Annotated in this window: 9 protein-coding genes; 5 read left to right on the top strand and 4 right to left on the bottom strand. The window is 74.6% G+C overall.

Going from position 1 to position 14,350, the window contains the following annotated elements:
• Positions 1–6 precede the first annotated feature (6 nt).
• From FFT21_RS03435 to FFT21_RS03420, 4 genes are all read left to right on the top strand, one after another.
• Positions 7–852 (top strand): ABC transporter permease, encoded by an 846-nt coding sequence (locus FFT21_RS03435; RefSeq protein WP_137812232.1) that lies wholly within the window; start codon positions 7–9, stop codon positions 850–852.
• On the top strand, positions 849–1,610 hold the full coding sequence (locus FFT21_RS03430) for an ABC transporter ATP-binding protein (RefSeq protein ID WP_137812231.1): 762 nt from the start codon (positions 849–851) through the stop codon (positions 1,608–1,610). The genes FFT21_RS03435 and FFT21_RS03430 overlap by 4 nt, the downstream gene beginning before the upstream one ends.
• Entirely contained in the window at positions 1,610–4,336 is a 2,727-nt protein-coding gene (locus FFT21_RS03425; RefSeq protein ID WP_137812230.1) for a fumarate reductase/succinate dehydrogenase flavoprotein subunit, read from the top strand. Before FFT21_RS03430 ends, FFT21_RS03425 begins: the two co-directional genes overlap by 1 nt.
• Before the next feature lie 559 nt (positions 4,337–4,895).
• The gene (locus FFT21_RS03420) at positions 4,896–6,200 is read left to right on the top strand and encodes a S53 family peptidase (protein ID WP_225978062.1); all 1,305 of its coding nucleotides are present in this window, start codon (positions 4,896–4,898) and stop codon (positions 6,198–6,200) included.
• A 42-nt stretch (positions 6,201–6,242) separates the two neighbouring features.
• Here the strand turns inward: FFT21_RS03420 and FFT21_RS03415 are convergent, their stop codons facing one another.
• The 4 genes from FFT21_RS03415 to FFT21_RS03400 all read right to left on the bottom strand — a co-directional run bounded on the left by FFT21_RS03415 (position 6,243) and on the right by FFT21_RS03400 (position 12,230).
• Positions 6,243–10,823, bottom strand: coding sequence for a cation-translocating P-type ATPase (locus FFT21_RS03415; protein ID WP_225978061.1), 4,581 nt, complete (start codon positions 10,821–10,823; stop codon positions 6,243–6,245).
• Positions 10,824–10,850: 27 nt separating this feature from the next.
• Positions 10,851–11,327, bottom strand: a complete 477-nt coding sequence (locus tag FFT21_RS03410) for a hypothetical protein (RefSeq protein ID WP_137812229.1) — start codon at positions 11,325–11,327, stop codon at positions 10,851–10,853.
• Between the two features lie 169 nt (positions 11,328–11,496).
• Entirely contained in the window at positions 11,497–11,790 is a 294-nt protein-coding gene (locus FFT21_RS03405) for a hypothetical protein (protein ID WP_137812228.1), read from the bottom strand.
• A gap of 188 nt (positions 11,791–11,978) precedes the next feature.
• Positions 11,979–12,230, bottom strand: coding sequence for a hypothetical protein (locus FFT21_RS03400; protein ID WP_137812227.1), 252 nt, complete (start codon positions 12,228–12,230; stop codon positions 11,979–11,981).
• A gap of 310 nt (positions 12,231–12,540) precedes the next feature.
• Here FFT21_RS03400 and FFT21_RS03395 point away from each other — a divergent pair, with 310 nt between their 5' ends.
• Complete coding sequence (locus FFT21_RS03395; RefSeq protein WP_225978060.1) at positions 12,541–14,349, top strand: GAF domain-containing sensor histidine kinase; 1,809 nt, start codon at positions 12,541–12,543, stop codon at positions 14,347–14,349.
• Position 14,350: the final 1 nt, after the last annotated feature.

Raw genomic sequence — 14,350 nt, 5'->3', positions numbered from 1 at the left:
TATCCGATGACACAGGTTTCCGTTGCCGAGCCGGCCGTGGCGGATCCACCCGCGCGGCCGGCGCCCCGGCCGCGACGGCGACCGAGCCGGCGGTGGCTGCTGCGGGCCGCGTCGCTGGTCGCGGCGCTGCTCACCTGGCAGGGGCTCACCGCCGCGCACGCCCGGCTGTGGGTGCGGTTCGACCAGTTGCCCACGGTGACCGACGTGGCCGAGGAGTTCGTCCACCAGCTCGGCACCGCGGTGTACTACCAGGACCTCGCCGACAGCCTGGGCCGCATCCTCGCCGGATTCGGCATCGCCGCGGTGCTCGGCGTCGGGTTGGGCGTGCTGCTGGCCCGCGCGCCGATCGCCGCCGACCTGCTGCAGCCGCTGTTCGAGGTGGTGCGGCCGATCCCGGCGATCGCCCTGGTGCCCATCGCGATCCTGCTGTTCCCCAGCAACGAGCAGGGCATCGTGTTCATCACCTTCGTCGCCGCGTTCTTCCCGATCCTGGTCAGCACCCGGCACGCGGTGCGCGCGCAGCCGACCATCTGGGAGGACGCGGTGCGCACCATGGGCGGCGGGCGGTGGCGGGTACTGCGCACCGTGGTGCTGCCCGGCGCCCTGCCCGGCGTGTTCGGCGGCCTGTCCGTCGGTATGGGCGTGGCGTGGATCTGCGTGATCTCCGCGGAGATGATCTCCGGGCAGTTTGGTGTCGGCTACCGCACCTGGCAGTCGTACACGGTGGTCAACTACCCGGGCGTAATCGTCGGCATGCTCACCATCGGCCTGCTCGGCTGGAGTACCTCGGCCGCGGTGGAGCTGCTCGGCCGGCGGATCACCCGCTGGTTGCCGAGGAGTGAGACGCGATGACGGTGACGAGCGAGCCGGTGGCCTCCGGGCTGCGGCTGGACGGCGTGCGCGCCGGCTACCACGACGCGGACGTGCTCAGCGGCCTGGACCTGGACGCCCGGCCGGGCGAGTTCCTGGTCCTCGCCGGCCCCTCCGGGTGCGGCAAGTCCACCCTGCTGCGCAGCGTCTCCGGACTGCATCCGGTGCGCTCCGGGCGGGTGCTGGTGGACGGGCAGCCGGTGCGGGGCACCTCGGCCGACCGGGCGCTGGTGTTCCAGGAGGACGGCCTGCTGCCGTGGCGGTCGGTGCTGCGCAACGTCGAGCTTCCGCTGGCCGTGCAGCGGATTCCCCGAGCCGAGCGGCGGGAACGGGCGGCGCACTGGATCGACCGGGTCGGGCTGGCCGGCTACGAGCGGTACCTGCCCCGGCAGCTGTCCGGGGGCATGCGGCAACGCGCCCAGCTGGCCAGGACGCTCGCCGCCAACCCGCGGATCATCCTGATGGACGAGCCGTTCGCCGCGCTGGACGTGCGGACCCGGGCGAGCATGCGTGCCCTGCTGGTCGACGTGTGGCGCGCCAACCCGACCACCGTGCTGTTCGTGACCCACGACGTGGACGAGGCACTCGCGCTGGCCGACCGAGTGGCGGTGCTCGACCGCGGCGGCCGGATCGCCGCCCTGGTCGACGTGCCGCACCCGCGGCCCGCCGATCCGTCCACTGCGGACAATGCCGCCGCGAAGGCGCGGCTGCTGGCCGCGCTGACCGAGGAAGGCGCCTGATGTTCGAGGCACCCGCGCCCGCCGAGCGGCTGGAGTTGGCCTGCGATGTGGTCGTGGTCGGCGGCGGCACCGCGGGCACCATGGCCGCGATCACCGCCGCCGAGCACGGATCGTCCGTGCTGCTGCTGGAGAAGGCACACGTCCGCCACTCCGGGGCGCTGGCCATGGGCATGGACGGGGTGAACAACGCGGTGATCCCCGGCAAGGCAACCCCGGAGGACTACGTCGCCGAGATCACCCGCGCCAACGACGGCGTGCTCAACCAGCGCACCGTCTACCAGACGGCCAGCCGGGGTTTCGACATGGTGCGTCGGCTGGAGCGCTACGGGGTGAAGTTCGAGAAGGACTCCTACGGCGAGTACGCCGTCCGCCGGGTGCACCGGTCGGGCAGCTACGTGCTGCCCATGCCGGAGGGCAAGGACGTCAAGAAGGTGCTGTACCGGGTGCTGCGGCAGCGCGCCATGCGGGAACGTATCCGAATCGAGAACCGGGTGATGCCGGTGCGGGTGCTCACCTCCGGCGGCCGCGCCTGCGGCGTGGCCGGGTTCAATACCCGCACCGGCGAGTTCGTCACCGTCTCCGCCGGAGCGGTGATCCTGGCCACCGGGGCCTGCGGCCGGCTCGGCCTGCCGGCCAGCGGCTACCTGTACGGCACCTACGAGAACCCGACCAACGCCGGCGACGGGCACGCCATGGCCTACCACGCCGGCGCCGAGCTGTCCGGCATCGAGTGCTACCAGATCAACCCGCTGATCAAGGACTACAACGGGCCGGCATGCGCGTACGTGGCCAACCCGTTCGGCGGGTACCAGGTGAACAGCCTCGGCGAGCGGTTCGTGGACTGTGACTACTGGTCCGGGCAGATGATGGCCGAGGTGGCCAGGGAGATCGCGTCCGCGCGCGGGCCGATCTATTTGAAGCTCACCCACCTGCCGGAGGAGACGATCAGCGCCCTGGAGGGCATCCTGCACACCACTGAGCGACCCACCCGGGGCACCTTCCACGCGAACCGCGGGCAGGACTACCGGAGCAGGGACGTGGAGATGCACCTCTCCGAGATCGGGCTGTGCGGCGGGCACTCGTCGTCCGGGGTGTGGGTGGACGAGCACGCGCGCACCACGGTGCCGGGCCTGTACGCGGCGGGCGACCTGGCCTGCGTGCCGCACAACTACATGATCGGCGCGTTCGTGTTCGGCGACCTGGCCGGCGCGCACGCCAGCGGCCACATCCGGGATCTGTCCACCGTGGACCTTCCCGAGGACCAGATCGAGGCCGCGCACGAGCTGATCTACCGGCCACTGTCCAACCCGGACGGTCCGCCGCAGCAGCAGGTGGAGTACAAGCTGCGCCGGTTCGTCAACGACTACATCGCCCCACCGAAGAGCGCCACCCGGCTGGCCATCGGCCTGGAGACCTTCACCCGGATGTCGGCGGAGATCGCCAAGATGGGCGGCCGCACCCCGCACGAGCTGATGCGCTGCGTGGAGGTGAGCTTCATCCGCGACTGCGCGGAGATGGCCGCGCGCGCGTCGCTGGCCCGCACGGAGAGCCGCTGGGGTCTCTACCACGAGCGGCTGGACCATCCGGACCGCGACAACGGCGCCTGGTTCGCGCACCTGAACCTGCGCCGCCGGGGTGACGGCGCGATGGAGTTCCTCACCCGGCCGGTCGCGCCCTACCTCGTGCCGGTGGACGGGTTTTCCCCCCGGGAGGGCGCCGGGGTGCGGGTGCTCGGCACCGTGTCCCCGCCCCCGGAACTGCGCCGTGCCACCGGGACGAACGCGCACGCCGCCGGCGACGGCGGCACCACCGGGGACAGCGGCCCGGCCCGCTCGCCGCGGATCGTGGAACTGCTCGCGCTCACCGAGGAGCAGCCGGCCCTGGAGCGGCTGCGGCCCTACCTGGCCGACCCCGACCCGGCGGTGCGACGCACCGCGGTGGCCACGCTCACCGAGACCACCCCGGCCGGGTTCGGGCCCGCGCTCGCCGACCTGCTCACCGACCGGGACGCGGGCGTGCGCGACGCCGCCGCGCGGGGCCTGCGCGAGCTGGCCGGAGTGCTGTCCGGGGACGACGACCTGCGCCGGCGCCTGACCGCCGCGGCGACCGGCGACGACCCGGGGGTGCGGGCCACGGTGGTGGACCTGCTGCGCGCGCTCGGGCTCGGCGACCGCGACGTGTTCACCACCGCACTGCGCGACGCCGCGGCCCCGGTCCGGCGCGAGGGGGTGCGCGGGCTGGTGTCACTGAACGCCGCCGAGGACATCGCAACGGCCGCCGGCGACGGCTCCCGCGAGGTGCTGGTCGCGGCGGCCGCCGGGCTGGGCACGGTCGGCGACCCGGCCGCCGCGCCGGTCCTGCTCGGCCTCGCCGGGGACGCCGACCCGCTGGTGCGCGCGGCGGCCCTGTCCGCGGCCGCCGGACTCGGGTGCCCGCCTGTGCTGGCCGAGCGGGCTCGCGCGGCGCTGGCCGAAACGCACTGGCAGGTCCGGGTGGGCGCGGCGGAGGCGCTGGCCGGCGCGGACCCGGACGTCGCGGTCGAGCCGCTGCTGCACGCCGCCCGCGACCCCCACCTGGACGTGCGCAGGGCGGCGGTGCGCTCGCTGGCCCGCTGGGCGGCCCGTCCCGAGGTGGCCACCGCGCTGCGGGCGGCGGTGGACGACTCCGACGCGGACGTGCGCGCCTACGCCCGGCAGGCGTTGCGCGACGCCAGCCCGGCGTCCTGAGCGGCGCTGACACGTCACTCCCAGGATGCGGAAGCGGCGCGCCCGCCGTTGACGGCGGGCCGGGGCACCAGGAACGCTCGCATGCCCTGAGCGCGCGGCGAAGTCCCGGCCGATCGTCTGTACCCGGATGGGGCGACCTTGTGGCACGATCCGGTTTCTGACCTGACGCCGGTCCCCCGGACCCCTGAGCTGGGCGAGAGGATCGCGCCAGAAGGGAGTCTGATGGTGGGTGGGCTCGTTGTTCCCGCGGCCGCGCGGCGCCGACCGAGGCGACCGGCCGCGTGCCGGATCACCGCGCGCGGCCTGAGCCGGGTCGAGGGCGCGGCGGTACCGCGCGCGGCGGGCGGCGTCCGCCCATGACAGCCAGGCGGCGACCGGCACTCGGATTACCGCCGGGCAAGCCCGACTGCCTAACCCGATCCGTCCTTTTCGGACGAGCCGGGACGGTGTCGCGCGGCCGGGTCACGCCTGCGGGCGAGAGTTTCCTCGGCACTCCGCTTCTCCCGCAGCCCCATTGCGGCACTCCCCCGCACCGGTGTGTTCCCGACAAGGAGGCACAATGGCACCCGCCCGAGGTCGCAGGCGCCGAGCGCTCCGCGCGCTGGCAACGTCGCTGCTGGCCGCGGCGACGATCGTCCCGCTGTCCGCACTCACCGCCCCCTCCGCCGCCGCATCCTCCCCTGCCGTCGCGACGACCCTGGCCGGGGTGCCGCTGCTGTCCGGCAGCTCAGCCAACCTGCCGTGCGGCACGTCCCGTGGCCCTGGCCAGGCGCACTGTCTCGGCAAGATGATGGTCTCCCCGCACGGGTCCGGTCCGCTGCTGGTCAGCACGCCCACCGGGTACGGCCCGGCGGAGATCCGCTCGGCATACAAGCTGTCCGGCGCCAGCTCCGGCGGCCGCACCGTGGCCATCGTGGACGCCTACGACGACCCGAACGCCGAGGCCGACCTCGCCGTGTACCGGAAGGCGCGCGGCCTGCCGCCGTGCACCACCGCCAACGGCTGCTTCCGCAAGGTCAACCAGAACGGCCAGGCGGCCCCGCTGCCGGCCGGCGACTACGGCTGGGCCATGGAGATCAGCCTCGACCTGGACGCGGTGTCCGCGACCTGCCCGGACTGCCACATCCTGCTGGTGGAGGCGAACTCGGCCGACTCCGATCCGCTGATGAAGGCGGTCGACACCGCGGCCGCCACCCCGGGCGTGGTGGCCATCTCCAACAGCTACGGCGGCAACGAGGACAACACGATCATCGGCCTGGACGCGCACCTCAACCACCCGGGGGTGGCGATCACCGCGTCGTCCGGTGACTCCGGCTACGGGGTGAGCTGGCCGGCGTCCTCGCGATACGTCACCGCGGTCGGCGGCACGTCGCTGTCCCAGTCGAGCGGCACCAGCCGGGGCTGGACGGAGACGGTGTGGTCCGGCACGGGAAGCGGATGCTCCGCGTACGAAGCGAAGCCATCCTGGCAGCACGACACCGGCTGCGCCAGGCGGACGGTCGCGGACGTGGCCGCGGTGGCCGACCCGAGGACGGGGCTCGGCGTGTACGACACCTACAACAACTGCGGCAGCAGCTCCTTCTGCGACCTGCTGATCCAGCTCGGCATCGCGCAGGGCGCCGACGGGTGGATCCAGGTCGGCGGGACCAGCCTGTCCAGCCCGGTGATCGCCAGCGTGTACGCGCTGGCCGGGAACACCGCCTCGATCACCGCGGCCTCCTACCCGTACCAGCACAGCACCGCGCTGTTCGACGTCACTTCCGGCGCCAACGGCCGGTGCTCGCCGGCGTACCTGTGCACCGCGGGTCCCGGCTACGACGGGCCGACCGGTCTCGGCACGCCGAACGGCACCGGGGCGTTCTAGCCCTGCCCCGTCGCCGGGGGATCTCCACTCCCCCGGCGACGGTCAGCCGGTGCGCAGCGTGCGCACCGCACGCTGCACCAGATGCTCCGCGTGCGGAAGGACGTGAGGACCGGCCGCGGCCACGGCCAGTGACGCGCCCACCCCGCTCCAGGCCACCGGGCCGAGCGGGGTGCAGCCGAAGAAATGGCTCACCCCGGGGGTCTGCACGATCGCGGCGAGCGCCGCCGCGGAACCCAGCGTGGTGAACACCACCAGCGGGCTGCGCTCCCGGCCCATCACGGTCTGCACCAGCTGGGCGCCGACCAGGCCGCACAGCGCCATGGTGCTGGTGCGCCGCTCGGTGCCCGGCGTGAACCGGCCGATCTGCCACGCGGTGGCCACGCCCAGCCCGGTGACGATGCCCCGGTCGCGGACCTTCCGCAGCAGCGGCGCCCCGAGTGCGGTGGCGCGCACCGCCTCGGCGCTGGGCCTCCGGTGACCGTCCGCGTCCACCGCCTCGTCGGACACCTCGCCGTCCCCGGGGGTGACCGCGACCGCCATCGCCGGGAACATGTCGGTGAGCAGGTTGACCAGCAGCAGCTGGCGGGCGGACAGCGGCGAGCTGCCCGCGATCAGCGTGCCCAGCAGGGTGAATCCCACCTCGCCGGCGTTGCCGCCGATCAGGATGCCCACCGCGTCGGAGACGCTGCGCCACAGCGCCCGCCCCTCGTCCAACGCCTCGACGAGGACGGACAGGTCGTCGCGGGTGAGCACGATGTCCGCGGCGTTGCGTGCCGCGACCGAGCCTCGGGCGGCGATCCCGACGCCCACGTCGGCGGCCCGGATCGCGGCGGCGTCGTTGGCGCCGTCGCCGACCATGGCCACGATCCGGCCGGCGTCCCGCAGCGCCTCGACCACCTGCAGCTTCTGCTCGGGCGCCACCCTGGCCACCACCGCGGCGTGCCGCAGCAGTTCGGCCCGGCCGGCGGCGTCGACCTCGGCCAGCTCGTCGCCGGTGACCACGACGGTGTCCGCGGGCCAACCGAGCGAGCGGGCGATGGCCAGCGCGGTGTGCGGGTGGTCGCCGGTGAGCATCACCGGCCGCACCCCGGTCCGCTGCAGGCCGTTGACCAGCGGTGCGGCCGTGTCCCGTGGGGTGTCGGCCAGGGCCACGAAGCCGAGCAGTTCCAGCCCGGCGGGGGTGCTGTGGTCCAGGTCGGTGGTCTCGCCTTCGGCCAGCGGGCGCTGGGCGACGGCGATCAGCCGCAGCCCCTCCCCGGCCATGGCGTCCGCGGTGCGCCGCACCCGGCTGGTGGCGCCCCGGCAGGCGGCGAGCACCACCTCGGGGGCGCCCTTGACCACCAGGATGCGGCCCTGGTCGGGGTCCGTACCGGTGGCGGCGGCGTAGCCGCGGGAGGCCTCGAAGGGTTGTCCGTTCAGCTGGGTCCAGCCGGGGTCGGGTGCGGCCGCGCGGAGGATCGCGTCGTCGGTGGCGTGCGCGTGCGTGGCGGCGTCCCCGGTGATCCGCGGGCAGGCCCGGGCGGCGGCGCGCAGCAGTCCGGCCGCGTCCGGGTCGTCGGCGCCGCGCCGCTCGCCGCCGGCGTCGACCACGCCGACCACGCGCAGCTCGTTCTCGGTGAGCGTCCCGGTCTTGTCGAAGCAGACGGTGTCCACCCGGCCGAGCGCCTCCAGGGCGCGGACCGCGCGGACCAGGATGCCGCGCCGGGCCAGCCGCCGCGCGGCCGCCATCTGCGCGGCCGTGGCCACCAGCGGCAGGCCCTCGGGCACCGCCGCGACCGCGACGGCGATGCCGCCCTGCAGCGCCTCCCGGATCGGCCGGCCGCGCAGCACGCTGAGCAGGGTGACCACGGCACCGCCGGCCAGGGTGAGCGGCAGCGCCTGCCGCGTCAGCTCCTGCAGCCGGGCCTGGATACCGGCGGGCGGCGGGGTGCGGGCCACCAGCGCGGCGGCCCGGCCGGCCTCGGTCTGCTCGCCGGTGCCGACCACCACCGCGCGGCCGTGGCCGGCGACCACCGTGGTGCCTTCGAACACCATGCACCGCCGGTCGGTCACCGCCGCGCCCGGCGCGGGCTCGATCTGCTTGAGCACCGGCAGCGACTCCCCGGTCAGCGACGACTCGTCGACCTCCAGCTCGGACACGCTGATCAGCCGGGCGTCCGCCGGGACGACGTCGCCCACCCGCAGGTCGATCACGTCACCGAGGGCCAGGCCGGCCGCGCCGACGATGCCGGTCGGGGCGCGCACCGCGGCGGCCATCCGGTGCTCCTCCTCCGGCGCCACGGCGACCCGGCGGGCCTTCTGCTGCTGGCCGGCGACCAGCCCGGCGAGGGCCTGCTCGGCGCGCAGCCGCTGGGCGCCGCCGACGAACGCGTTCACCATCATGGCGCCGGAGACGAGGATCGCGTCCATCACCGAGCCGAGCACGGCGGAGGCGGCCGCGCCCAGCGCGAGCACCGGGGTGAGCGGGTCGGCGAGTTCGGCCCGCACCGCGCGGCCCAGCTGCAGGCTGGTCCGGGCCGGCGCGAACACGGGCAGCTCGATCACCGCCTGCCGCGCCTCCCGCACGCGCCGGGACAGCCGGTCCCGCGGCGTCGGCGGCGGTTCCGGCTGAGGCGCGAGCCGCCGCACCGCCTCCTCGGCGGACAGCGCATGCCAGGCCACCCGCTGCCGAGGTCGCGGTGGCGCCGCGGCGGCCACCCGCCGGGCGGCGAGCGCGCCGACGCCGAACGAGCTGATCGTGGCGAGGTTGTGCGGGCTGACCAGGTCGCGCAGCCACGGCAGCCGCAACAGCCGACCGCGGGTGGGCCGGACGAGGAGGAACAGCCCCGCCATCGCGGCACCGGCCTCGGCGAGACCCTTGGCGTATGTCGCGGCGTGCCGGGCCTCCGGCACGGCGCTCAGCACCCGCCAGGCACCGCGCAGGCCACTGGCGGCCAGCAGGTCCGCGTCCCAGGCCACCGGGCAGCCTCGGTCGACGACGGCGAGCCCGAGATCGCTGGCAAGCAGGCCGTCCACCAGGTCGCCGCCGGCCGGGCCGGGGCGGCCGATGGTGAGCACCACCCGGCCGTCACCCTGCAGCCGGTGCACCGTGTCCCGCAGCCGTTCCGCCGAGTCGGCCACCTCGTCGACGAGCGCGGCCAGCTCCGGGCCGTTCCGGTCGCCGACCAGGACCACGCGCAGCTGCGCCCGGCGTGCCGCGTCCAGCACCGCATCGGCGAGCGGGTCAAGCTCCCAGCCGACGAGGACCCGGCCGATCGTGGTGCCGCCCATCCGGGCGGTGGCCCAGCGGACGCGCCCGGGGCCGGGCAGCCGGGTGAACCGCATCCGCGCGTCCTCCGGGCGTTGCCGGACGGAGAAGTCCTCCGGGGCCAGCGTGGCCATCGCCGCCTGCCACAGCCGTTCCCGGCTCCAGCCGTCGGCGTGCGGTTCGACGTCCAGCACGCTGCGGCGCTCGCTGCGCAGCGCGCTGGGATGCAGCACGACGGTGTCCGCCATCTCCAGCAGCCGCAACCGCTCGGCGTCGCGGACCAGGACGCGTCCCTCGGCGAGGCACCGGCCCAGCTCGGCGTGGAACGCCGCGGTGCCGTACCGGGCGGCTCGGGGTGAGCTGGCCAGCACCGCCTCAGCCGACTCCGTGAGATTGCGCCGGAAGAGCAGGGTGACCACCGCGGTGAGCAGTCCGCCGGTGGCGGCCTGGGTGCGGTAGGTGTCCGTGGCCGGGGCGCGGGGCGGCCGGGGCTGCCGCGGCCGCACGGGCACCACACCGCGCTCCGGCGCGCACAGTTCGTCGTGGGTGGCGTGGAAGGCGGCGACCCGGGTCACCGCCTCGGCCAACTGGTCCACGCGCAGCACGGTGTCCAGCAGCAGCGTGGTCGGCTGCTGGCCGAAGCCCTGCACGAAAGCGTTCGCCGTGGCCAGAATGACATCCGAGCCGCGCCGCCCCACGGCATGCCGCAGCGCGCCGCGCGCCACCGGGTGTTCCCGCAGCAGCATGTTCGCGGCCAGCGCCCACCGGGGCAGCAGCGGCACCGGCACCATCCGCGCCACCGTGGCCGCGGTGGTGCCCAGGGCGTCCAGCGCCAGGGCTGTCGCGGCGACCCGGACGTCGCCGAGGTCGCCGGGGTGGTCCGGGCGGTCGGTGTCCGGCGCCTCGAGGCGCAGCCCGTAGCGCTCCGCCGCCGCGGACAGTGCCGCCACGACCCGGTCGCCTGCCGCGTCTTCGACGGCCTGCACCACCAGCCGCTCCAGCCCGCCGTCCCAGTACGCGAGCACCACGTCGGGGTGTTCGGCGAGTTCCTCGGCGATCTTGAGAGCCTCGTGCTCCGCGACCACCCAGCCGTCCTTGCCCGGTTTGCTCAGCGGGGCGTGCACCTTGCGGCCGGAGCGCCACACGTCCGAACCCGGCCGCAGCGCCCCGCCCAGCACCTCGGTCACCCGCGCCGCGGACCTCACCCCGCCGGCGATCGCGGACCGCGCGGTGCGCACCGCGTCACCGGCCACCTCCGTGGCGAGCTCACGGGCGCCCCGCGCCGCGTTGCCGACATGGTCCGCGGCGCCTTCGGAGGCGCCGATGAGGAAACCGGCTCCGGCGATGGAAAGCTGTGCCAGGGAACGCAGGATCATCGATGCCACCTCGTCCGGGCCCGACGGTCAGGACGAAGTGGTCGTGGTGCCCCCGCTGGTCCGGCGTGTTCTGCCGCCCCGGCCGGACGTCCGTGCCGATGCGCGCGAGGTGGTGCCCCGGGAGGACCGTGCTGTGCCGCCCCGGGTGCTCCGGGCGGCCTCCCGGCGGGCGGGTTGCCGTGCCCGGCCAGCGCGGGCCGGCTGCCGCTCGCGGGAGTCGCCCTCCCGCCGCGGCTGGGTCAGCCAGGCCACCCCGGCCACCGCCGCGGCCACCGGCCACTCGATCAGCCCGATCACCCCGAGCGCGGCCGCACCCGCGTACACGGCGGCACGGCGCGCCTGCGGCGACACCGTGCCCACGGCGTCCAGCACGTTGCTGGTCGCGTTGCGCACCACCGCGGCGCCGGGCACCCGGCTGAGAGCCTCCGGCACCCGCTCGATCGCCTGGTTGACGGCCGCCACCGGACGTGGTGCCGCCTGGGACGAGGAACCCCTGTCAGCCACGCGTGCCTCCTGCCGTCGTAACCCTCCGCGCGCCGCGCCGCTCGGTCTTCTCGACCGCGGCGGACATGCGCGCCGGAGCAGGTGTGGCGACCTGCGAACAGGGGCGTACCCGGGAGGCGACGGTCTCACACCTGCCCGAGGAATCCCACGTTCCTCGGGCGGGGCGGTTTCAGTTCTGCTCGGCGACGTGCCGCAGAACCTGCTGGACCATCTTCACCGCGACCAGCACCGCGAGCATCTCAGGCGCCCCGGCGCCGGCGCGCTGCGCGGCACCGACCAGGACCGGTTCGGCAAGGTCCAGCGCGCGCCGAAGGCCGTGCGGGGTCAGTGCCGCACGGCAGCCGTCCGCGACGGCGACCGCGGTCGCGGTCACCGGGCCGGGCAGCATGCGGAACAGCCCGGCCACGGTGCCCGGCAGGTCGCGCACGTCCGGGCGCCATGCGCCGAATTGGCCACCGACCACCGAGAGACCTCCCTGTCGATACTCGCCGCCGGCACGGCCGTGCCCGGCGCACCGGCGTGCGGCATTCGGCTCGCTGATTTCGCGGTTACTTCGCATTCGCGCCGGGCCGTTCGGTGATCTTTCGTTATTCGGCCCGCGCGCCTGACTGACCACGACATCTCGATGGTCGGCGCCGACATCTGCGCAGGTCAACGAACGTCAGGTGAACTCGAGATGACACCGGCCGGTATCACCGTGCCATTCCGTACCAGCGTACACACCAGCCACATACGCCCGATCGCGGCGGACGAACGAAACCCGAACAGCCGCGCGGGCGGACCCGCACAGATGGCTCCCACGGTCACGAAGCTGACTGTCACCCCGGCGGCGTTCACGGTGCTGTCCCCCACGCTGGTCAACGCGCAGGCGCCGGCCGGGACGGCGGGCCCGGTGGCGGTCATGGTGACCACCCCAGGGGGACCAGCGCCGGCGCCACCTACACCTACGTACCGCCGCCCGGCGGCTGAGCGCGGACTCCGTACCCGGCGCCGATACCGTGCGCGGCCGCCAGCCCACTCGAAAAAGTCCACGCGATCGGGTGGTGAAAATAGCCCATCTGGTGGTAAAGGCCAATCGGCGGCCGTAGGCTAGGGCCGTAAGACCCTACCTCACAGGTCGGCGTGCCGTCCGGGGCATCGATTGGGGTGCGTCCAAGCCGGGGTGAGTTGGTGACCGGTCATGCGCACCCTGCGGCACAGATTGGGGGTGCGCGTGGCGGTCCGTTCCGGTGACGTGTCCTGCCACGGCGGTCCGCGAGACCACCCCGGCCGCACCGAACCGCGCGGGGGCGAGGGCCCACCCGACGCCGCCCTCACCGGCCACTCAAGGGCCCGGCTCAACGCCCTGGTCAGCGAGCTGGTTGACCGCGCGCGAGAGGTCATCGTCTCCGAGGAACGGCTTCAAGAGCTCCTTGACGCGGTGGTCAGCGTCACCGGCGACCTGAGCCTTCGGGAGGTCCTGCGGAGGATCGTCGACTCCTCGTGCGGCCTGGTCGGTGCCCGGTACGGAGCGCTGGGCGTGCTCGGCCCGGACCGTAGATTGGTCGACTTCGTCTTCACCGGCATCAACCCGGAGCAACGCAGGCGGATCGGGGAACTCCCCGCCGGCAGGGGAATTCTCGGGCTGCTGATCGACCATCCGCATCCGATTCGGCTGGCGAATCTGGCCGACCACCCGAGTTCCGCCGGCTTCCCGAAAAACCATCCTGCGATGGGATCTTTCCTCGGGGTACCGATCCGGGTCCGCGGCGAGGTGTTCGGCAATCTGTACCTCACCGAGAAAATCGGGGCCAGTGAGTTCACCGAGGAGGACGAGGAAATCGTGGTGGCGCTGGCCGCGGCGGCCGGCGCGGCGATCGAGAACGCCCGGCTGTACGAGCGGAGCCGGCAGCGCGAGCTGTGGCTGCGGGCGTCCAACGAGATCACCACGGCGCTGCTGGCCGGGCGGAGTGCCGCAGACGCGCTGCGGCTGATCGCCAGCCGCGCCCGCGCCATCGCCGGCGCTCCGGCGGCGTCCATCGCGCTGCCCAGCGCGGACGGCAGCCGGCTGGTGCTGGAGGTGGTGGACGGGCCGGGCGGCGAGGCGTTGGCGGGCCTCCAGGTCCCGATGGAGGGCACGGCCGGCGGCGCCACGTTCCGGTCCGGATCGCCGCGGATCGTCGACGACCTCGCGGCCACCCGCGGGCAGTGGCTGGGGCGGGAGGACGCGCCGTGGCCCACCGAGGCGGCCGCGCTCGGGCCGGCGGTGCTGGTGCCGCTGTCCGCCCGGGACAGCGCCCTCGGCGTGCTGCTGGTCGCCAGGCGGCGGGGCGACCCGCCGTTCGACACCTCGGTGGTGCAGATGATCTGCGCCTTCGCCGCGCATGCCGCGTTGGCCGTCCAGTTCACCCGCGCCGTCGAGGACCGACAACGGCTCGCGGTGTTCGAGGAGCGTGACCGGATCGCCCGCGACCTGCACAACCAGGTGATCCAGCAGCTGTTCGCGGTGGGGCTGGGCCTGCAGGGGCTGGCCAGGCTGGCTGCCGAGCCCGACGCGGCGGAGCGGCTGCAGGGATTCGTCAACGACGTGGACCGCACCATCCGGGAGATCCGCCGCAGCATCTTCTCGCTGCAGGCACCGGTGGACGAGCGCCGCAGCCTGCGGGTCGACGTGCTCACCGTGGTGGCCGAAGCGGTCGGCGCGCTCGGTTTCGAGCCCCGGCTGGGCATGGCGGGGCCGCTGGACTCCGCGGTGCCGGACGGCATCCGGGCCGACCTGCTCGCCGCGCTCCGCGAGGCCCTGTCCAACACCGCCCGGCACGCCGCGGCCCGCCAGGTGTCGGTGGAGGTCACCGCGGACGACGGCAAACTGCGCATGGTGGTCGCCGACGACGGCAAGGGCATCGCACCGACCCATCCGCGCGGCGGCGGGCTGACCAACCTCGCCGAGCGCGCCGCGCGATGGGACGGCGAACTGACCGTCGACTCGACACCCGGCCGCGGCACCACGGTGCACTGGCGCGTCCCGCTCCGCTGGCGCTAGG

Origin of the sequence: Gandjariella thermophila, from assembly GCF_005405885.1 — a bacterium.
Lineage (GTDB): Bacteria > Actinomycetota > Actinomycetes > Mycobacteriales > Pseudonocardiaceae > Gandjariella > Gandjariella thermophila.
Note: the sequence above shows the minus strand (reverse complement) of the source record. Positions and strands in the feature narration are given on the sequence as shown.

What these genes read in the sequence shown, in the direction of transcription:
- FFT21_RS03435 (WP_137812232.1), top strand. Translation starts at nt 7, where the DNA reads ATGACACAGGTTTCCGTTGCCGAGCCGGCCGTGGCGGATCCACCCGCG.
- FFT21_RS03430 (WP_137812231.1), top strand. Translation starts at nt 849, where the DNA reads ATGACGGTGACGAGCGAGCCGGTGGCCTCCGGGCTGCGGCTGGACGGC.
- FFT21_RS03425 (WP_137812230.1), top strand. Translation starts at nt 1,610, where the DNA reads ATGTTCGAGGCACCCGCGCCCGCCGAGCGGCTGGAGTTGGCCTGCGAT.
- FFT21_RS03420 (WP_225978062.1), top strand. Translation starts at nt 4,896, where the DNA reads ATGGCACCCGCCCGAGGTCGCAGGCGCCGAGCGCTCCGCGCGCTGGCA.
- FFT21_RS03415 (WP_225978061.1), bottom strand. Translation starts at nt 10,823, where the DNA reads ATGATCCTGCGTTCCCTGGCACAGCTTTCCATCGCCGGAGCCGGTTTC.
- FFT21_RS03400 (WP_137812227.1), bottom strand. Translation starts at nt 12,230, where the DNA reads ATGACCGCCACCGGGCCCGCCGTCCCGGCCGGCGCCTGCGCGTTGACC.